This is a genomic window from Paenibacillus ottowii (assembly GCF_006874425.1).
GTDB lineage: Bacteria > Bacillota > Bacilli > Paenibacillales > Paenibacillaceae > Paenibacillus > Paenibacillus ottowii.
This window is the reverse complement of sequence record NZ_VIJZ01000006.1, coordinates 235,453-254,449: the sequence shown is the minus strand read 5'-3', so window position 1 is coordinate 254,449 and position 18,997 is coordinate 235,453. Positions and strand designations below refer to the sequence as shown.

The following is an 18,997-nucleotide window of genomic DNA, read 5'->3' as shown; positions in this document are numbered from 1 at the left end:
AAAGTACAGGATCTTATGCACAAAAGAATTTAGAGGAGGAATTATATATGCAAAAAATCGTCTCTCATGAAGACTTTAATAAGGCAATATCCAATTCAGGCGTAACGGTAGCTGTGTTCAAGGCGGATTGGTGCGGGGATTGTCATTTTATTGATCCGTTCATGCCTGATGTGGAGCAACAATATGCAGACAAGCTTACATTAATTGAGATTGACGTAGAACAGGCCGAAAGTGTCAGTCAAGAGCAAAATGTTCTGGGTATTCCCAGCTTTATCGCTTATAGTGAAGGCCGAGAGTTGGTACGTCTGGTGAACAGACTGCGTAAATCCCGCGAAGAAATCGAGCAGTTTTTGGACCGGGCTGTAGAAGTCCATGCTAATCTCGCAAAATAATTGGATCATGGTATGTATGATGGGCCCGCAGGGCACCATATCATCAAGACATTAAGAAAGCCGCTTCCTTCAGTAGGAGGCGGCTTTCTTACGGACACGTTCACATTTTGTCAACAAAGCACGTATGTCAAGGACCGATATATCAGTTATAATTACTTTAAGTGATCATTTCACAACATCTAAAGTGAATAAATATTATATTTGGAAGGATACGGGTGAATTCATTGAATAACAAAATGAGAATATTAAAATGGCTGGCACTCGTAACATGTATTGTCATGTTTTTGGCTACCTTTGGTGGAGGGGTCGTGACGCGAACGGATTCGGGTCTTGGGTGTGGACGAGAATTCCCGCTTTGTAATGGTAAACTGGTTCCGGCGCATACCATCGCATCCCTTATTGAGTTCTCGCATCGCTCCGTCAGTGCCATGGCCGGGATTCTTTCTATCGCCTCGTTTGTTGGCTTTTTGCTGTTTATGAAGCATCGGAAGGATTTACAGCTATTCTCGTTGCTCACGCTATTGTTTGTAATCATACAAGGTGCGATGGGGGCGTTGGCTGTCATCTTCTCTCAATCGGCTGCAGTCATGGGCCTGCATTTTGGCTTTGCGTTGATCGCTTTTGCCAGTGCGACCATGATGACGCTGGGGGCTTGGCAGGAGCATGCGGATTCACGTTACACTCCGCGTCTGATTCCTGGGCGTGTCAGTCGGGGTTATCGTAACTTTATATGGCTGTCAACGATCTATACCTATATTGCTGTCTATTCAGGGGCGTTGCTTAGTCATTCGGTTATCCAGAAGGTTGTAAATATTGGGGGCATTATTTCTCCACTGCTGCTTCATCAAATTTCAGCTGGTCTGCTGTTTGTCATTATCTTGGCTGTGGGTCATTACTCGTACCGTTATCACCCGAATCACCGGGATATTCGTACACTGGGTGTCGTTTCGGTCCTATTGATCATTCTTCAAGTGGTGATTGGCATTATCTTGCTGTACGTCAATAGACCTGAAATTTACATGTTTATCGTGCTGGGACATATGCTGGTGATTGCATCATTGTTCTCCATTCTGGCTTATCTGAGCTATCGTGTATGGCAATTATCACCTGACCGCAAGCTGATTCCGACCCAGGCACAGCGATCCTAAGCATTCGTAGATCATAGTGAAACGTATTTTTGCCCAAAAGGCGCTTGAACACGTATAATAACATCATAAGAAACAAACCAGGCCCACGAGTTTCTCGAGGGCTTGATTTGCTTAGGAGGAATTATCCAGTTGATCTATCAGAATTTGCGCCAATTTATCGAAGCGCTGCGTAAAGAAAATGATCTTAAAATTATAGAAGCACCAGTTGATCCTTATTTGGAACTGGCCGAGATCCACCGAAGAGTCATACAGGAAGAAGGTCCGGCGCTGCTGTTTACCAATGTCAAAGGCACCCCTTTTCCTGTCGCCAGTAATTTGTTTGGCACAAATCGCCGTGTGGATATGGCTTTTGGTCCTCGCCCAGAACAACTGATGGATGCAATTGTAGGCGCGACCAAAACGTTGCTGCCACCTACACCCAAAGCATTGTGGAATGAACGTGGGCTCATTAAGGACATGCTAAAAGTAGGACTAAAAACCGTATCTCATAGCGAAGCTCCTGTTTTGGGTGTTCGCCGTACAGATGCTCCGCTGGCTCCACTGCCTAGGGTGACCAGTTGGCACGAGGATGGAGGGCCGTTCATTACGCTTCCGCTGGTGTATACCGAGAAGCCAGGCCAACCCAAGGATCACAATTTGGGAATGTATCGCATCCAGATTTATGATGATCAGACGACTGGAATCCACTGGCAGATCCATAAAGGCGGTGGTTTCCATTATCATGAAGCCGAGCTGCGCAATGAGCCGTTGCCGACGACGATCATCATCGGCGGCCCGCCTGCCCTGATTGCGTCTGCGATTGCCCCGGCCCCGGAAAACTTGCCTGAGCTAATGCTGGCATCCCTTATTATGGGGGGCAAGCTGCCCATGACGGAAGACCCGCTTGGGGGTCACCGTATCCCAGCAGAAGCCGAATTTGCGATCAGCGGCTATGTGCCGCCTCATGAACGCCGCCCGGAAGGGCCGTTTGGCGATCATTTTGGCTATTACTCATTACAACATGACTTTCCTGTGTTTCATGTCAAACATATGCATCATCGCAAAGATGCCATTTATCCGGCAACCATTGTAGGTAAGCCGCGGCAGGAAGACTACTATCTCGGCGAATTTTTGCAGCGTTTGTTGTCGCCTGCCTATCCGCTTGTGATGCCTTCCGTCAAGTCATTGTGGGCATATGCGGAAACGGGTGTACATGCATTAGCAGCGGCAGTCGTACGTGAAAGCTACTCCCGTGAAGCGCTTGTATCGGGCTTTACGATTCTGGGTCAAGGTCAATTGTCATTGACCAAATTCCTGATGCTGACGGATCGGGTGATCGATTTATCTGACTTCAACCTGCTGCTCGAAACCATTCTGGAGCGGTTTAATCCAGCAAGAGATTTGTTTATTTTCAACCATACCTCTCACGATACACTCGATTACACGGGCCGTAAGCTGAATCACGGCAGTAAGGCGATTCTGATGGGAGTAGGCGAGCCTGTGCGTGAATTGCCTCGTGCTTATGAGGGAGGCGATCTGCCAGGAATTCGTGACATCGAACCCTATTGCGGAGGGTGTCTCGTCGTTTCGGGTGACTCCTTTGAACAGGAGCCAGAACTCGCTGCGCGTGTGTTGGAACGATTAGCGGCGGGTGAGCAAGAGTGGCCGCTTGTCTTTATCGTGGATGATGCCAAAGAAGTCGTACGCTCCCAAGCCTCGTTCCTGTGGACGGTATTCACACGCTTCAACCCAGCTACAGATATGTACGCCGACAGCGAAGTACGCTTGCATCACTTGAACTATAAGCTGCCAATTGTAGTGGATGCACGTATGAAGCCGGGCTACCCTGATGAGGTACTGCCGCGTGAGGATATTGTTAAACTTGTAGATCAACGGTGGACGAGTTATTTTGCTTGACGCCTGTTAAAGCATCAAACAGCCGGATTTTACAGATATGAAGGAGGCGTGAGCATGATACGCAAGCTGTTGGGCGAGCCCCCACGTGTAAACAGTGGTCTCCTGCTGGATGCCATGAATAGCATGTCAGACATGTTGCATTTACTGGAACGGCAAATCCAGGCGAGTGGTGATCCGACGCATGACTTTCGGAAGGCAGAAATTTTGACACGTGGTCTGATGTCGTCTTTGGATGAACTGGAGCAGAGCCATCATGCTGCGGCCTTTTTCCGTAAGAAAGTAAAAGCCGGATACGCCGAAGATATGAGCAAGGATGAAAAATCCGATTATGCTTTATATGTTTTCTTTTATAAGGATGGGTTTGTGCGAGTATTTTCCATTTTGGATAAACTTGGTAACTGGATGAATGACCTGTATGATTTAAAAACAGGGCAGTATAAGGCGCATTATTCTTATTTTACTGTGTTGCGACAGCTCAAGTATCTCAAAATGCATCCTGCATTGACAGATAATCTAAATGATATCAAGGACACATACAACGATGCTATCAATCGGCTACGTAAGCGGCGAAATACGGAGATACACTATATGAATACGGAAATGCAGGATGATCTCTGGCAACGACACCGTGCTTTATATGGCAAAATCCAACTGGAGGACCTCGATCACCATCTGGAAGATTTGCAGCAGGGCTTGGAAATGGTGTGCCGGTCGCTGTTCAACGTTTTTTCTTATACTACGAAACATTGGGAGAACCGGGCAGTACGTCCATAATTATGACAGAAAATATCCTTTGACAAAGCAATGTAAACTAACTATACTGAAACCTAGTTTCAGAAAAATGCTTGAATTATTTCTAACATAAACTTAACGGACAGCTAAAGCTGGAGTTTAACATATTTTTCTTATCCAGAGAGGTGGAGGGACTGGCCCGATGAAGCCCGGCAACCCGTTCTTTCCCGGTGTAATGCACCGGGAGGGAACATATGGTGCTAATTCCTACAAAACCGCTAGAGTTATTGCGGTTTTGGCAGATGAGAAAAGGTTCGCAAGGTGGGGCCCTTTTCATTCTGTGAAAGGGGCTTTTTTGTATAAATAAATAGCGAATTTATACAATCCTGAGAGATGACAACTGGTTAAAAGGGTAAGGAAGAAGTGAAGGAGGTCGCAGCACGTTGATAGAACTTAAGCAATTAACCAAGCATTATGGTAAAGGCAACCGACGCGTTAATGCGCTGTCCGGGTTGAACCTTTCTATAAAGCGGGGAGAAATATTCGGGGTGATTGGTCACTCCGGGGCGGGCAAAAGTACATTGATCCGCTGTATTAATTTATTGGAGCGCCCTACTTCAGGCGAAGTATGGGTAGATGGGGTAAACCTTGTGACTGTGAGTCAATCCCAGTTACAGAAGCAACGTCGAAAAATCGGAATGATTTTTCAACATTTTAATTTGTTGTCTTCAGCAACGGTCTATGACAACATTGCATTTCCATTGCGTCTGGTAAATACCCCTAAGCAGGAGGTGGACAAGAAAGTTCACGAGCTGCTGGAACTGGTGGGGCTGAAAGAACACAGTGGAAAGTATCCGTCACAGCTTTCAGGCGGACAGAAGCAGCGGGTAGGAATTGCACGGGCACTGGCTAGTGATCCTCATGTGTTGCTGTGTGACGAAGCGACGTCTGCACTTGATCCACAGACGACAGGCTCTATCCTAAAATTGCTGCTGGATATTAATCAGCGCTTTAATTTGACCATCGTATTGATTACCCATGAGATGCATGTCATCCAAAGTATTTGTGATCGGGTTGGCGTCATTCATCAGGGGGATATCGTGGAGCAGGGCCCGGTGGCAGAAGTGTTTTTGAAGCCACAGCACCAGGTAACTAAGGACTTTATCCAGCGGGAGGCAGAACATCCTGAGGAGTTGCAAGCAGCGATTGCAGCCGCAGGTAGCGGGGAAGCGGCGCAGGTGGTGCGTATCTCCTTCTTGGGTAGCAAAACTTATGATGCGATTCTGTCGCGTACGGCTCGAAGTACAGGGGTTGATTTTGCAATCTTGCAAGGAACCATCTCTACGATTAAAAACGTACCATATGGACAGCTGATCGTTCGTTTTGAAGGAAACCCTACAGATATAGAGCATACGCTGCGCGAAGTGTCTGGGCAAGGACTTGATGTGGAGGTAATCGGACAATGAGCGAACTTGATTTTTCACAAGTGAGTTGGGAAGAGCTAGGGAATTCTACGCTGGAGACCCTTCAGATGCTCGGAGCATCTGCATTGTTCACCCTCGTTATTGGATTGCCGCTCGGTATATTGTTGTTTCTGGCGAGCCGCTCCTCGTTGACTCCGATGAAGGTGATATACATTGTATTATCTTTCATCGTTAACATTTTGCGTTCCGTACCATTTATCATTTTGATCGTTGCACTTATTCCTTTTACACGATCGTTGGTAGGTACCTCTACCGGGGTACTGGGAACCATCCCGCCCTTGGTTATCGGGGCTGCTCCATTCTTTGCACGTCTTGTCGAAACGTCTCTGCGTGAAGTGGACAAGGGTGTCATTGAGGCTGCACAAGCGATGGGGGCCTCGACAGGGCAAATTATCCGGCGTGTGCTGTTACGCGAAGCACTTCCGGGCCTGCTGGCCGCATTAACCATTACTGTTGTTACCCTCGTATCGTACACGGCAATGTCCGGTATGATCGGGGGCGGTGGACTGGGTACGCTGGCTATCAACTACGGTTATTATCGTTACGAAACGGCTGTAATGATTGTTGCGGTCGTGCTAATGGTCGTATTGGTACAACTGCTGCAAATGGCAGGAGATCGCCTCGTGCGGCATTATACTCGAAAATAGGGAAAACATATATAGATATCCTTATTGGTCAGGACGTCTGATCCTGAATATTACAAATTATTGGAGGGGTAACAACATGAAGAAATGGGTATTGGCGGTATTGAGCTTGACATTAATTGCGGTACTGGCTGCTTGCGGTACAAAAAGCACAACATCAGATACAAATAATGCGGCTGAAAATACTGGCGGGTCACCACGTGAAGTCGAACTGAAAGTTGGAGCTTCTCCTGTACCACATGCGGAAATTTTGGAAGCGATCAAGCCTCAGTTGGAAAAAGAAGGAGTTCGCCTTCAAGTCGTTCAGTTTAACGACTATGTACAGCCGAACGTACAATTGTTTGACAAGCAACTGGATGCTAACTTTTATCAACATGTACCCTACCTGAATGTAATGAACAAAGAGCGTAAAATGAACCTGGTATCTGTTGGCGCCGTTCATCTGGAGCCATTCGGTATCTACTCTCAAAAATATAAAAAGCTTGATGAACTTCCAGACGGTGCAACGGTAGCGATTCCGAACGATGCAACTAATGGAGGCCGGGCATTGCTGCTGTTGGAGAAACAAGGTCTGATCAAGCTGAAAGACTCAAGTAACATTGAAGCTACTGTAAAAGATATTACTGAAAACAAGAAAAACCTGAAATTCAAGGAGCTGGAAGCAGCTATGCTGCCACGTCAGTTGCCTGAAGTAGATATTGCGTTGATCAACACGAACTACGCTCTGGAAGCTAAACTTAATCCGACCAAGGATGCACTGGCGCTGGAAGATAAGGATTCTCCATATGCTAACGTACTGGTAGCACGTCCTGATAATAAAGATTCCGAAGCGATCCAGAAACTGCTTAAAGCTTTGCAATCTCCAGAAACTAAAAAATTCATTGAAGACAAATATCAAGGCGCAATTATCCCTGCATTTTAAGCAGAAAATAAGAATGCGCTGAACGTAACCCCCAGATTCTCTTGAACAAGAGGACTGGGGTTTCTTTTTGGCTGAGAGTTGTAGGGAAAGCTCAAATATTTTATACTTGGGGGTGACCGTTCTCTGTGAAGAGGAGGAAAACTGTTGAGAGACAAAGTCGCACTCATAACGGGCAGTGCCAAAGGTTTGGGTAAAATGACCGCTCTGCGTCTGGCTGATGAAGGCTGTGACATTGCGCTAAATTATGTGCATAGTCAGGCTGAAGCCGAATTGCTTAAGCAGGAAATTGAGTCAAAGGGAGTCCGCTGCCTGTCCTTACAAGCAGATATCTCGGTTCAGGAAGATATTACGAGGCTGATCGGTGAGGTGCAGGATCGGCTGGGCGGGGTCGATATTATGGTGAATAATGCCGGACCCTTCATCCGGGAACGCCGTTTGTTTGCAGATTACAGTGTAGCTGAGATTCATGCCATGATACAGGGAAATCTGGTGGGTACCATGTTGCTGGATCATTTGGTATTGCCGCACATGCGTAGCCAACAATGGGGACGTATTATTCATTTTGGCTTTGGTCATGCTGGAGAAGCGAGGGCTTGGCCGCATCGCGCCGTCTACGCAGCTGCCAAGGTGGGACTGGTGTCTTTTACGAAGTCACTGGCTGTTGAGGAAGCTCCTTATGGCATCACGGTAAATATGATTTGTCCAGGGGATATCCGAGGAGCGAACAAGGAAAAGTCGATTGCCGATGTCATTGGCATGCAGGATAAAGAGACACCACGTGGGCGTCCGGGAAGCGGAGAGGACATTGCGCGTGTGATCACCTATTTGTGTGAGGAGCATTCAGATTTTATAACAGGCAATATTATGGATGTGTCCGGTGGCTTGGACCCCATTCGGCCAACCATATAAGCTTGAGAGAAGCCTTAAGAGGCTGTAATACAAAAAAGAGTCTTGAGCTTCGGTAACGAACTCAAGACTCTCTGATCATTATGCATCAAGCATTAAAATACTTGTACCACTTCTTGGACGCCTTCAACTTCTTCGAGAAGAGCGCGTTCAATCCCTGCTTTCAGCGTAATTGTAGAACTTGGGCAACTGCCGCAAGCGCCTACCAGCTTCAACTTAACGATGCCGTCTTCAACGTCAACCAGCTCAACGTCACCGCCATCGCGTTGCAGGAACGGACGGAGCTTATCCAGTACGTCTGCTACTTCATCATACATCTGAACGCTTTGTGCTTCGCTCATTAGAATTCAACTCCTTTCCTATACCTTGTTTATTATATTACAAAGCGGGCCAAATTAAAATGCCCGTCATACAAAGCAGGTGAAAAAATGTTAAGACCTATTATTGAATTTTGCACCAGTAACATGCATTTTGGTACCGATGAGCTTATGGCCAAACTGGAACAGAATCCGGATTATGATGTGATTGAATACGGCTGCCTAAGCAATTGCGGTCAGTGTAACGCCGAGCCTTATGCGATGGTTAACGGTGAAATTGTATCCGCAGATTCAGCAGAGCTTCTGTACGAAGTGATTCTAAACAAAATTAAAGAAGCCGAAGCATGGGACAATCTGGATTTGGATTAAAAATAGAAATCTCCGCAAGCCAGCTTCCTCTGGTAGAAAATATACATCATCTATAGATGCATAAGCAAAAAGACCTGCTTCCAGAGCAGGTCTTCAGGCTGTCGAGAAACCCCCTGTTTTTTTAATGAGGCTTAAAATGGTCATTTTGATCAAATAAAAATGGGTCCTCAGATCGTTTTAAATCGATTTTTGTTTTAAAAGTTGATTCTCCCCAAACAAAAAATAAAGTGCCGGAAAGTCCGTTGGACTTTCTCGACACTCTGAAGACCTGCTTCCAGAGCAGGTCTTTTTTTGTTGATTAAAGATCCATTTAGCCAAAATGGCGCTTGGACTTCCAGAGCACACCACTTTTCAGCAGACGCGGCACTCGTCCACGCAAAGAGGTGCTGCCCATAAAGCCGTAACCGAATCCAGCCTTCTTGCCCAGCGCACCTAATGTACCGCGTAGCTTTAGAGGATGCGGGTGAGGCGTGTGGCCTTTCCACAGGTCGCGCACAATGTGGGCAATCTGTTCTCCTTGCACCTCTGCCGCCTGAGCGCTTGGAGAGTAGGGAAGGCTCGCACAGTCTCCGACGACGTACACTTCAGGATGGTCCGGTATTTGATAATATTCGTTGAGCACGATACGGCCCTGAGGGTCTTTAGGAACCGCTAAATCCTGTACTATTTTTACAGGCTGAATCCCGGCCGTCCATACAACTGCATCGGTCGTGATTTGCTCGTCATGGTTGTAAATAGCCCCTGGTTCAATCCGGGAAACTCCAACATGATTCAGCGCATTCACTTGATGCTCCTTAAACCAGGCATGTACATAGGCAGACAAACGTTGCGGAAATGCTGATAGCACCCGCTCGCCCCGATCCATAATCGTAATATTCAAATCCGCGCGGCTTTCACGTAACTCCGCAGCAATCTCAACACCACTTAGACCGCCACCTACAATATGGACATGTCCATAAGGCTTGATTTCATTCAAGCGCAGATAGGTTTGACGGGTATGATTAAAGGACTGGATCGTACAACTGTATTCTTCTGCCCCTGGTGTATTATGAAAGCGATCGGTACAGCCTAGCGCAATGACAAGCTGGTCATAGGACAAAGGCTCACCGTCCTGAAAATGAACCATTTTATTCTCAAGATCCATCGAAGTGACTTCTCCGTATCTGCGAATAAGGCGTTGTTCATCTGGAAAATGTACTCGCAAATCAAAATCAGATACCGTACCTGCCGCAAGGGCATAATATTCTGTTTTCAATCCCTGAAAAGGCATTCGATCCACCAAAATAATTTGAATATTGTCGGGAATATGTTTATCCAGCAATTCTTTGGCAATGGTAAGGCCGCCATAGCCGCCCCCCAGAATAACGAAATTTTTCATCAAAATCCGCCGTCCTTTCGTTACCGTGTCCCCGGCAAGTGGTCTGGTGTCTTGTCGATCTAGCACAATTACTGTTGTTGTAAAACCCGGGTAAGCGGGTCTGTCTATGGTAGACAGACCGGCGTGTTCCGAGGCAGCTTGAGGCTACATAGTGTGAGTATTGGGGAGAAAATGCACGCGGGAAATCTGAATCCGATGTTACACTTATTCGAAAACTTCGATTTCGTTATAGAAGGTATCCCGTTCTACAGGAATGCGTCCAGCGCCTTTGATCAGCCAGATTAGCTCTTTGCGAGTCAATCCGGCAGGGGTTAACGCACCTGCGGCATGGCTGATCTGCTCGCGCACAATCGTACCATGGACATCGGATGCACCAAAGGTAAGAGCGACCTGCGTCAATTGCGGGCCGATGTTAATGAAGTAAGCTTTGACATGGTCGATATTGTCCAGCATCAAGCGGCTGATTGCAATGGTTTTGAGGTCCTCGTAAGCAGAGTTGCGACGCATGATGTTAGCGTTTTTGCTTTTCGGTTGCATGGACAGTGGGATAAATACCATAAAACCGTTCGTTTCATCCTGCAATTCACGAATTTGCAGCATATGCTCAATCCGATCCTGATAGGTTTCGACTGATCCGTACAGCATGGTCGTATGAGTTTTCATACCGAGATTGTGGGCTGTACGATGTACTTCAAGATAGCGGTCCACATTGGCTTTGGTAACATGCATCTTCTTTCGATACTCATCAGATAAGATTTCCGCGCCACCGCCAGTCAGGGATTGAAGTCCTGCCTTTTGCAGTTCTTGAAGAACTTCTTTAATACTCAAGCCGCTTATGCGTGTGAAAAAGTCAATTTCCGCTGCAGTGTAAGCTTTTAGTGTAACGTTCGGATACTTTTCATTCAGCGCTTTTAGTGAATCTACATAGTACTGGAAAGGCACATGATTATTATGACCGCCGACGATATGAAATTCTCTCACACCCGGATGGATATGTTGCTCTACATAATCAATCATTTCCTGCCCGGACAACGTATAAGAGCCTTCCTCCCCCTGATCCTTACGGAAATTGCAGAACGCGCAGCGCGCTTCGCATACATTGGTGAAGTACAGGCTCATGTTTTCGATAAAATAAACCTTTTTTCCATTCTTGCGTAAATTAGCTTCGTTAGCCAACTGACCCAGTGTGAGAATATCGTCAGTTTCATACAAATATATACCATCTTCGAGGTTCAAACGAATCCCGTTTTGTACCTTTTCTACAATTTCCGCCATTCTGCGGTCTGTAAAAGGTGTAACTAATGTGGACATGCCTATTCCTCCTTCAAGTTGCTCTGTGCGAGGCTATCCGCCAAATTAGCGGCACGATCGCTTGATGCGCACAGGATGTCCCGTTCCGTCGGTAAGAATCCGGCAGCGCGGATATACGATATGTGAAAAATGTTACAATGCCAGGCTACAATGATGGATGTCTCATAATTTCGCCTTTGAAATGACAAATTTCCGACAGTTTCTTTAACACACTCTTCACCTATTATAAACCTCACACCACTGGTGTTCAATACAAACGAGTAGAAAAAGAGGTGTTTAAGCCTGTAACGGAAGGACATTCCATGACTTGAGCACCTGCAAATAAGAGAGTATACTGAAGGGGAGCATGAAGTAAAAGAGGAGGATGGAGCTATGATTAACATCACCGATTCCGCTGCTGAACGCCTGAAAGAAATGCTGGAGCAGCAGGAAACGCCGAATATGTTTTTACGTCTGGGTGTTACGCCAGGTGGATGTACCGGATTTTCGTACGCCATGGGCTTTGACGACAACGAGACGGATCAGGATATATATATGAATGTACAGGATATGAAAGTAGTCGTGGAAAAGGATAGTATCCGCTATCTGGACGGTCTGGAAATCGACTTTGAAGAGTCTGGTATGTCTGGCGGTTTCACGATTCATAATCCGAATGCTGTAGCTACATGCGGCTGCGGTTCAAGCTTCCGTACAGCTACAGATGCAGGGAAACCAAGCGAAGAACCTTGTTGATTTTTCGAGTGGTGGTCTAAATTATGTCCTATAGACACGCGTTTAGGCTATAGATTACGGATAACGGCCTTTGTAACGAATTTTACTCGTTGCGAAGGTCATTTTTGTGTTGTTTATCTTTTGTTTAGAAATACCGATATAACATTGAGTCGGAGGAACTATTTTATACATAAATTTACCTAAAGGAAGTGGAAAAAGATGTTGAAAAAGAAATGGCTGATTACCCCTGTGGTTGCGGTGACACTGTTGTTCAGTCAATCTGCATTGGCGGCACATACGTTTTCTGATGTGAATGGTACAAAATATGAATGGGCTGCCGAATCCATTCGTTCGATGGTCGACAAAGGTGTTGTCAGCGGCTATACGGATGGGACCTTCAAGCCAGGCAAAACCATAACAAAGGCGGAATTTGTCCATATGTTTCATAAACTTTTTCCAGAAATCAATTATTCAGCTGGTAAATCTTCAGAGTTTGCGGATGCGCGCAAGCACTGGGCGAATCAAGATTTCGCAGCCATATTCAACGGGGATTATGTGTGGCCGTTTGCTGAAAGTGTAGGGGGCAAATATCCAAACTACCAATTCTATGTCAAGCCCGACAAACCGCTGACCCGGTGGGATATGATGATGATTGCTTCTGTTCGAACAGACTATACCAATCAGACTCTTCACCCTGAAATTGCAGAGGTAATTTCCTCAGCTGCACAGTACAACGATATGAAAGTTCGTCAGGCAAATTACAAAGACAATTTCTCAGCCTACTATCCGGTACTGTACATCGACACAACGGGAGAGGAGTACTCCTATGATGGAGATTCCCAAGATCAAAAGGCAGAAGCATTCTACACCCTTACCAAGATGGGCGTCCTTACCGCTGATAATGGATACCTTCACCCAAAAGCGCAGGTCACACGGGCCGAAGCTGTTACTGTTTTACAGCGTTTGTACAATGCCACAACCAAGTGATTTATAAAGGCTGTAAAAAGGAAGCGCTATCCCTATTGCTTTAAATCCGTAAACAGTTCCTGCGCAGTACGCACAAATAATTGTACAGCAAGTGAGGCATTGCGCAGGGACGGTATAGCAATACCGATTTGGCGTGTGATCAGAGGCGTGGTTTCCTTGACGGTCAGATCGTGCGGGAACGTGGACAAGGCAAGCGAAGAGACAATGCCCATACCTAGTCCCTGTCGGACCATGCTGACCAGCGTGCTGATATTGTGAGTAATGAATTGTGCCTGCAACTGACTTTGCTCGCGTTCAAAACCTTCCATAATAGCGACCTCATGTCCGCCTTTACAAAAGATCATATCCTGTTGATTCAAGTCTCGAATGGCGATTTTGTTGTGCGATTGAAAAGGGTGACCGTCTGGCAGCAGAATAACCATGTCATCCTGACATAAGGGAATTACATCCACCTCTGGGTCTGGCAACAGGATGATGCCTGCTTCAATTTCTCTGGAATGCACCCACTCCTTGACTTCATTCGTAGAGCCTTCATGTAAATCGAAAACAAGATTCGGATAGTGCTGACGAATATGATGAATAATGGGGGGCAGAAAATAGGCGGAGGCCGAAGGAAAGGCACCAATCGTGATTGTACCTACGTCCAAGCCTTTTTCAGCGGCCACCTGCTGCTGCACTTTTTCCATGCTTTGCAGCATCATGCGGAATTGCAGCAGCACCTTTTGTCCGATTTCTGTCAGGAGCACGCCTTTTTTTCGATCGCGCAGCAATAGCTGGACATCGAGCTCGTTCTCGATACTGGCGATGGCATGGCTGACCGCAGGCTGGGTCATATGCAGCTCATGGGCAGTTTGGGTAAAGTTTAGCGTTTCAGCTACGCGAACAAAGATTATAATCTGAGTAATAGTCATAAGTGAAAAGTTATCTCCCTTATTGAAAACATTCATTTTATTTATTAGTGACCACAGTATAAGCTAGTAAGGCAAAGCTTTGCAAACGGCTATTCAGATGGTAGTCGTAAGCAATGTGCAATGAATTTCTAAGGAGAGAGGCATCTATGAAAAAATTAACGCCTAAAGCTACGCTGTGGCTTGTCTTGATATTAGTGATGGTATGGGGGATCAACTGGCCGTTGACCAAGCTGGCTTTGCCAGATACGCCGCCGATATTTTTTTCAGGAATCCGTACGCTGCTGGGTGGTGTAATTCTGCTGTTGTTCGCTATACGTAACCGGGAAGGCTTACGTCTTAGACAAAATGCGTGGACTTATCTGGTGCTGGCTATATTTAATATTGCAGGCTACTATGGTTTGCAGACGGTAGGGCTGCGTTATCTGCCTGCTGGGTTGTTTTCCACTTTAGTATTCCTACAGCCGATCTTGTTGGGTTTATTTTCGTGGATGTGGTTGGGAGAGCGTATGTTTCCCTTGAAGGTTACAGGACTGGTACTGGGTTTTGGTGGCGTAATCGTGATTAGCTCAGGCGGAATGGCAGGTCATTTGTCTGTGCTGGGCATTGTGTTGGGGCTAGCCTCAGGACTATGCTGGGCGCTCGGCACGATTTATATGAAGAAAAAAAGCAAACAACTGGATTCCATTTGGGCGGTGACGATGCAGCTTATTCTGGGAGGGATCATACTCAACGGAATAGGGTTTACGACCGAAAAATGGAGCGACATCCACTGGACGACCTCATTTATTACGATTTTATTGTTTATTTCGATATTTGTAATTGCGATGGGCTGGCTGATTTATTTTAAACTGATCGACAACGGGGACGCAGGAACCGTCGGTTCTTACACCTTTATGATTCCGGTGCTTTCCACGATCTTTAGTATGGTTATGCTTAGGGAATCACTCACTTTGACCTTTGTCGTGGGGCTGGTGCTGATTGCAGGTAGTGTATATCTGGTAAATACAGCTTCTCCCGGGAAAAGAGCGAACCAAAGCTCGAAAGCTGATCAAACGAATTCCTGTACAAATGCTTAGAAAATATAGAATTAGGAAAAATATACTAGAATATCAGAGGGGAGAATAGTAAAATGTGACTATATAAATAGAGAGGAAGTTTGGTATGGGAGAGTTAAGCGGTCATACTCAGACTATGGAGCCGCAACCACAGTCTATTCGTAAGCTGGCAGTTGTGGCAACGGTCATTTCAGGAGTAGCTGTACTAGGCTGTATAGCCTTGGCAGTATGGAACTATAATCTGAATACGAAGGTCAATTCTTTAACTATAGCGAATGTATCGCTGAAACAGACAACACAAGCATTAACCAAGCAACAAAATGATACAGAGGCGTTATTGAGAAAAGTTAGGTTAGCAACCAACCTGTCATCCATAACGCATCTGTTAGAGCAGACATCTGTCGTTACCGATGATTTTGTATTGGAAAAAGTGACTTTTGATGTGGCAGAGGATGGCAAGTTAAGGAGTGTGCTCCTGAATGTGAACAATCAACCTAATCTTGGTTTTGGTGGTGCTTATCAAGGTTATGGCAAATATAATATGTCCTCTGCTGCATTGACGAAGAAGGCCGAGGAAGTCATAAATATAGTAATGAAAGAGTACGGTACATCTGACAAGCTTCCGGTATGGGATAAGAATACGAAGGTGAAAATGACAGTTCAAAATTATCCGCTTGGTCAGCGGGAAGGCGGCACGTTTAAGCTCACAAGACAGCAATAGAAGGAACCAAAGGTTATTTCGATGCTGGGCATTACAGTTTTTTTCTAAGGGAATGCAAATTGAGCGGGGGAGCTAAGAAATGAACAGATATACACCTACTGCGAGGGAACGCTGGCAGATGAAACAGAGTGAGCCGCAGCCGCAGGGCTGGGTGCTCGCTCTATTTGGCTGGATTTTTTCAGGTTTGGGGTTCGTATTCAGTTTTTTTGTCATTGGCGGCTTGTTTGGGATTATCGGACTTGTTTTCGGAATTTTGACTAAAAAGATGGAACAAAGAAACACACAGGGCATCCTTATTATCGTCATCAGTTCCGTTGCTATTGGCATTGGGTTATTGATTTTTATGATTTTTTTCGCGCATGGTTTTGTAGAAGGTCTTAGAGAAGGTTATAATGAGCATTATTAGGTTAGGGAGGTAACAACATTGAGCGTCATTATTTCCCAGCAAATCTCGGCAACGGGTGTGAAGGAATATACGAAGGTGATCAAAACATTTGATTCCCCTTTTACACCTTTGGTTGGACAGAAAATCAGGGATACAGCATTTGGTGATATGCAATATTATGATGTCGAGGACGTATTTATTGATTTAGAGGCGAATGAATATTGGGTGATTCTACCTGCTGTTTTGCTGCATACAGATGATATTGAGGATCTACGAGATGCTGTGCGTGAATATCGTTCACACGGTTGGGGATGTACGAAACCTCTATAACTGTATACTGCTTAAGCTCTATACGGAAACGTCTTTCTTTTGCGAGATAGGCGTTTTCTTATGTATTTGTGTATAAACATTTCCTAATGATTGGCATGAAAAGAAAGAAATTATGCTGAAAATGCGCAAAATGTATCATTTTTTATCATAAAACGACAAGTTGAGAAATGAAAACGGACTTAATGTGTTATACTTAGTATATCAAAGGACAAGAGTCTAAAACGACCGGTAAGGCCCTTTCTTTGAAGAGCCTCTGAAGGGTTCAACGTTTATCCAAAATAAATGGTCAAAAGGAAAAGGGGTAATGCTAACGTGAGAGTGAATTTGAAATTTACGAACAAAGGGCAAGTTGCAGTTGAGAAGTTCAACAATGAGGAGCTTATTGAAATCTTTAGCCGCTACATTAAAACGTTATGCAAGAAGTATGATATCTCGGTTACAGTACCTGAGGAGCTGAATGGTCAGATTTTGGAAGAGGGTACTGTGAAGGTCGTGCTGGATAAGATTAATTGTGATATGGACGCTTTTTTCAAGGAACTGAGTCGGGATATCAAGGTGCCGCTGGTCAAACGATTGGGCACTAAACTGGATAATGTGTTTAAGACTGAGGTCGTGGAGCAAGAACAGAGCTAAGAATAAAGATCAAGCGAGATCTCATGAAGATTTGCATGATGAAATGAAATCATAAAACCTCCCGAATGGGGCACATGGATAGACCATGTACTCGTTCGGGAGGTTTTATATGTTTAAGCTGCTCTATTCAGCAGATAACATGCATAGCATGTCTGAGTCTTTTAACGTGTTGTTGTGGAGGCAAGGCGCAGTTTGGCTAAATCAAACGAAGGCACCAGTCCTTCCTGCGCGGCGCGACCGAGCAAGGCTTCGATGGCGGCATAACCGCTATCGCCCAGATTGGCGGTAAAATCGTTCACATACAGGTCGATATGCGATTGGGCGACATCGGGTGACAGCTCTTGCGCATGAGACAGTACATAATCACGCGAAGCTTCAGGATGCTTCCAGGCATATTCGACAGAGGCGCGTATCCAGTTGGTGATCGCATCCAGATCCAGCGTACGACGGGCAATAATAGCTCCGAGCGGGATCGGCAGCCCTGTATCTTCTTCCCACCAGTTCCCCAGGTCAACTTGCTTGCTAAGTCCATAGGACGGATAGGTGAAGCGTGCTTCATGAATAACCAATCCTGCATCTATCTCTCCATCACGGACAGCAGGCATAATTTGGTCGAACGGCATCACGACAATCTCGCCGACACCTCCAGGCACATGCTTGGCCGCCCAAAGACGGAACAGCAGATAAGCAGTAGAGCGTTCACTTGGAACAGCTACACGCTTACCGGATAGGGCTTCCGGGCCTTCGACGGCGGAACCTTCCTTGGTCAGGACGAGCGGCCCGCAACCCCGGCCCAGTGCGCCACCGCATGGCAACAACGCGTATTCATCCAGCACCCATGGGAGTGCAGCGTACGAAATTTTCATGATATCAAGTCCGTCTGGTGTGATTGCCAGATTGTTGGTAATGTCGATATCGGCGAATGTAATGTCCAGCGCGGGTGCGCCTGGAATCAATCCATGCGCCAAGGCATGGAAGACAAAAGTGTCGTTAGGACAAGGTGAAAAAGCAATTTGCATCTATATAACCTCCGTTAATGTAGAAAATGCGGCTTCCAACGCTTGCAAAGCCTCTTTGATTCGCCAGGCTGCACGGTCACGTGGACCAACAGCATTGGAAATCGTGCGAATCTCCATCATCGGCAGCTCCAGCCTGTTGGCCGCCACGGCTACGCCGTAACCCTCCATAGCTTCAGCAGCAGCTCCGGGAATGCGTTTGGCTAGGCGTTCTGCTGTTGCCGCCGTGCCGGTGGCTGTCGATACGGTCAGGATCGGTCCGGCGACCGCCATCTGACCAGCGTCACGCAGCGCCTGAACAAATCGCTGCGTAGCAGCAGCGTTCACGGCAATGCGGCTGGAGCCAAAGCCCAGCTCGTCCACGCTGCTGAAGCCCTCTGCCGTCTCTGCGCCCAGGTCGGCGGCAATAATTGCGTCAGCAACGACGACGCTCTCCAGTGCAGCGACCTCCGCAAAGCCGCCACCAATACCGGCGCTGATGACCAGACGGTAGCCGCCAGTCGCCAGTGCCTGCGCAGTTGAAGCCGCTGCGGACGGGGCGCCTACACCAGCCAGCTCGACCACAAAGCGAGTGTCGCCCTTCAGGCCGCGCAGCACGGCCTCACGTTCGCCTTCAACCGCGGTCATGACCAGGATGCGCTCATCTGATGTTGTATGTTCCATCGGTTGATTCCCCTTTAAATTTAGGTAATATGCTTTCTTATCATACTGCTTTTCCAAACGATGTTCAAAAAAGTCGACAAAAAAAG

The 18,997-nt window shown here is 46.4% G+C and carries 22 protein-coding genes and 1 riboswitch; of the genes, 16 read left to right on the top strand and 6 right to left on the bottom strand.

Annotation, left to right across the window (positions count from 1 at the left end; genetic code table 11):
• The first annotated feature begins 47 nt into the window (after positions 1 to 47).
• From FKV70_RS16020 to FKV70_RS15985, 8 genes are all read left to right on the top strand, one after another.
• The gene (locus FKV70_RS16020) at positions 48 to 392 is read left to right on the top strand and encodes a thioredoxin family protein (protein WP_063209556.1); all 345 of its coding nucleotides are present in this window, start codon (positions 48 to 50) and stop codon (positions 390 to 392) included.
• A gap of 215 nt (positions 393 to 607) precedes the next feature.
• Positions 608 to 1,540, top strand: a complete 933-nt coding sequence (locus FKV70_RS16015) for a COX15/CtaA family protein (protein WP_063209554.1) — start codon at positions 608 to 610, stop codon at positions 1,538 to 1,540.
• Between the two features lie 129 nt (positions 1,541 to 1,669).
• Positions 1,670 to 3,436, top strand: coding sequence for a UbiD family decarboxylase (locus FKV70_RS16010; RefSeq protein ID WP_063209552.1), 1,767 nt, complete (start codon positions 1,670 to 1,672; stop codon positions 3,434 to 3,436).
• Positions 3,437 to 3,490: 54 nt separating this feature from the next.
• Entirely contained in the window at positions 3,491 to 4,210 is a 720-nt protein-coding gene (locus FKV70_RS16005) for a Cthe_2314 family HEPN domain-containing protein (RefSeq protein WP_064798029.1), read from the top strand.
• A 128-nt stretch (positions 4,211 to 4,338) separates the two neighbouring features.
• Positions 4,339 to 4,477, top strand: a riboswitch (SAM riboswitch).
• A 134-nt stretch (positions 4,478 to 4,611) separates the two neighbouring features.
• Complete coding sequence (locus FKV70_RS16000) at positions 4,612 to 5,634, top strand: methionine ABC transporter ATP-binding protein (protein WP_142613465.1); 1,023 nt, start codon at positions 4,612 to 4,614, stop codon at positions 5,632 to 5,634.
• Positions 5,631 to 6,299, top strand: a complete 669-nt coding sequence (locus FKV70_RS15995) for a methionine ABC transporter permease (RefSeq protein WP_142613464.1) — start codon at positions 5,631 to 5,633, stop codon at positions 6,297 to 6,299. The genes FKV70_RS16000 and FKV70_RS15995 overlap by 4 nt, the downstream gene beginning before the upstream one ends.
• A 76-nt stretch (positions 6,300 to 6,375) precedes the next feature.
• Positions 6,376 to 7,218 carry a MetQ/NlpA family ABC transporter substrate-binding protein gene (locus FKV70_RS15990; protein WP_063209546.1) on the top strand — a complete coding sequence of 281 codons (843 nt, stop codon included), beginning with the start codon at positions 6,376 to 6,378 and terminating at the stop codon, positions 7,216 to 7,218.
• Positions 7,219 to 7,362: 144 nt separating this feature from the next.
• The gene (locus FKV70_RS15985) at positions 7,363 to 8,127 is read left to right on the top strand and encodes an SDR family oxidoreductase (RefSeq protein ID WP_142613463.1); all 765 of its coding nucleotides are present in this window, start codon (positions 7,363 to 7,365) and stop codon (positions 8,125 to 8,127) included.
• A 92-nt stretch (positions 8,128 to 8,219) separates the two neighbouring features.
• On the opposite strand, the gene FKV70_RS15980 is transcribed toward FKV70_RS15985, so the two are convergent.
• A complete protein-coding gene (locus tag FKV70_RS15980) occupies positions 8,220 to 8,465 on the bottom strand; it encodes a NifU family protein (RefSeq protein ID WP_013372910.1) in 246 nt (81 codons plus the stop codon).
• A gap of 87 nt (positions 8,466 to 8,552) precedes the next feature.
• Between FKV70_RS15980 and FKV70_RS15975 the strand changes: the two genes are divergently transcribed.
• Positions 8,553 to 8,810, top strand: coding sequence for a YuzB family protein (locus FKV70_RS15975; RefSeq protein ID WP_063209541.1), 258 nt, complete (start codon positions 8,553 to 8,555; stop codon positions 8,808 to 8,810).
• Between the two features lie 310 nt (positions 8,811 to 9,120).
• Here the strand turns inward: FKV70_RS15975 and FKV70_RS15970 are convergent, their stop codons facing one another.
• A complete protein-coding gene (locus FKV70_RS15970; protein WP_142613462.1) occupies positions 9,121 to 10,188 on the bottom strand; it encodes an NAD(P)/FAD-dependent oxidoreductase in 1,068 nt (355 codons plus the stop codon).
• 204 nt (positions 10,189 to 10,392) lie between these two features.
• A complete protein-coding gene (gene mqnE / locus FKV70_RS15965) occupies positions 10,393 to 11,499 on the bottom strand; it encodes an aminofutalosine synthase MqnE (RefSeq protein WP_142613461.1) in 1,107 nt (368 codons plus the stop codon).
• Between the two features lie 372 nt (positions 11,500 to 11,871).
• Between mqnE and FKV70_RS15960 the strand changes: the two genes are divergently transcribed.
• Positions 11,872 to 12,231 (top strand): HesB/IscA family protein, encoded by a 360-nt coding sequence (locus FKV70_RS15960; protein WP_016820013.1) that lies wholly within the window; start codon positions 11,872 to 11,874, stop codon positions 12,229 to 12,231.
• A gap of 198 nt (positions 12,232 to 12,429) precedes the next feature.
• Positions 12,430 to 13,197, top strand: coding sequence for an S-layer homology domain-containing protein (locus FKV70_RS15955; protein WP_142613460.1), 768 nt, complete (start codon positions 12,430 to 12,432; stop codon positions 13,195 to 13,197).
• A 32-nt stretch (positions 13,198 to 13,229) separates the two neighbouring features.
• Here FKV70_RS15955 and FKV70_RS15950 read toward each other — a convergent pair whose 3' ends face one another.
• On the bottom strand, positions 13,230 to 14,108 hold the full coding sequence (locus FKV70_RS15950; protein WP_142613459.1) for a LysR family transcriptional regulator: 879 nt from the start codon (positions 14,106 to 14,108) through the stop codon (positions 13,230 to 13,232).
• 146 nt (positions 14,109 to 14,254) lie between these two features.
• On the opposite strand from FKV70_RS15950, the gene FKV70_RS15945 reads away from it, so the two are divergent.
• The 5 genes from FKV70_RS15945 to FKV70_RS15925 all read left to right on the top strand — a co-directional run bounded on the left by FKV70_RS15945 (position 14,255) and on the right by FKV70_RS15925 (position 17,232).
• Complete coding sequence (locus FKV70_RS15945; RefSeq protein ID WP_142613458.1) at positions 14,255 to 15,184, top strand: DMT family transporter; 930 nt, start codon at positions 14,255 to 14,257, stop codon at positions 15,182 to 15,184.
• An 85-nt stretch (positions 15,185 to 15,269) separates the two neighbouring features.
• Positions 15,270 to 15,884 carry a hypothetical protein gene (locus FKV70_RS15940; protein ID WP_142613457.1) on the top strand — a complete coding sequence of 205 codons (615 nt, stop codon included), beginning with the start codon at positions 15,270 to 15,272 and terminating at the stop codon, positions 15,882 to 15,884.
• Positions 15,885 to 15,963: 79 nt separating this feature from the next.
• The gene (locus FKV70_RS15935; protein ID WP_142613456.1) at positions 15,964 to 16,290 is read left to right on the top strand and encodes a DUF3810 domain-containing protein; all 327 of its coding nucleotides are present in this window, start codon (positions 15,964 to 15,966) and stop codon (positions 16,288 to 16,290) included.
• Positions 16,291 to 16,308: 18 nt separating this feature from the next.
• Positions 16,309 to 16,599, top strand: coding sequence for a hypothetical protein (locus FKV70_RS15930; RefSeq protein ID WP_142613455.1), 291 nt, complete (start codon positions 16,309 to 16,311; stop codon positions 16,597 to 16,599).
• 312 nt (positions 16,600 to 16,911) lie between these two features.
• Positions 16,912 to 17,232 carry a hypothetical protein gene (locus FKV70_RS15925; RefSeq protein ID WP_063209521.1) on the top strand — a complete coding sequence of 107 codons (321 nt, stop codon included), beginning with the start codon at positions 16,912 to 16,914 and terminating at the stop codon, positions 17,230 to 17,232.
• A gap of 161 nt (positions 17,233 to 17,393) precedes the next feature.
• Here FKV70_RS15925 and FKV70_RS15920 read toward each other — a convergent pair whose 3' ends face one another.
• Together FKV70_RS15920 and FKV70_RS15915 are read right to left on the bottom strand one after the other, a co-directional pair.
• Positions 17,394 to 18,251 carry a 1,4-dihydroxy-6-naphtoate synthase gene (locus FKV70_RS15920; RefSeq protein ID WP_142613454.1) on the bottom strand — a complete coding sequence of 286 codons (858 nt, stop codon included), beginning with the start codon at positions 18,249 to 18,251 and terminating at the stop codon, positions 17,394 to 17,396.
• Positions 18,252 to 18,911 carry a futalosine hydrolase gene (locus tag FKV70_RS15915; RefSeq protein WP_064798043.1) on the bottom strand — a complete coding sequence of 220 codons (660 nt, stop codon included), beginning with the start codon at positions 18,909 to 18,911 and terminating at the stop codon, positions 18,252 to 18,254.
• Positions 18,912 to 18,997 lie beyond the last annotated feature (86 nt).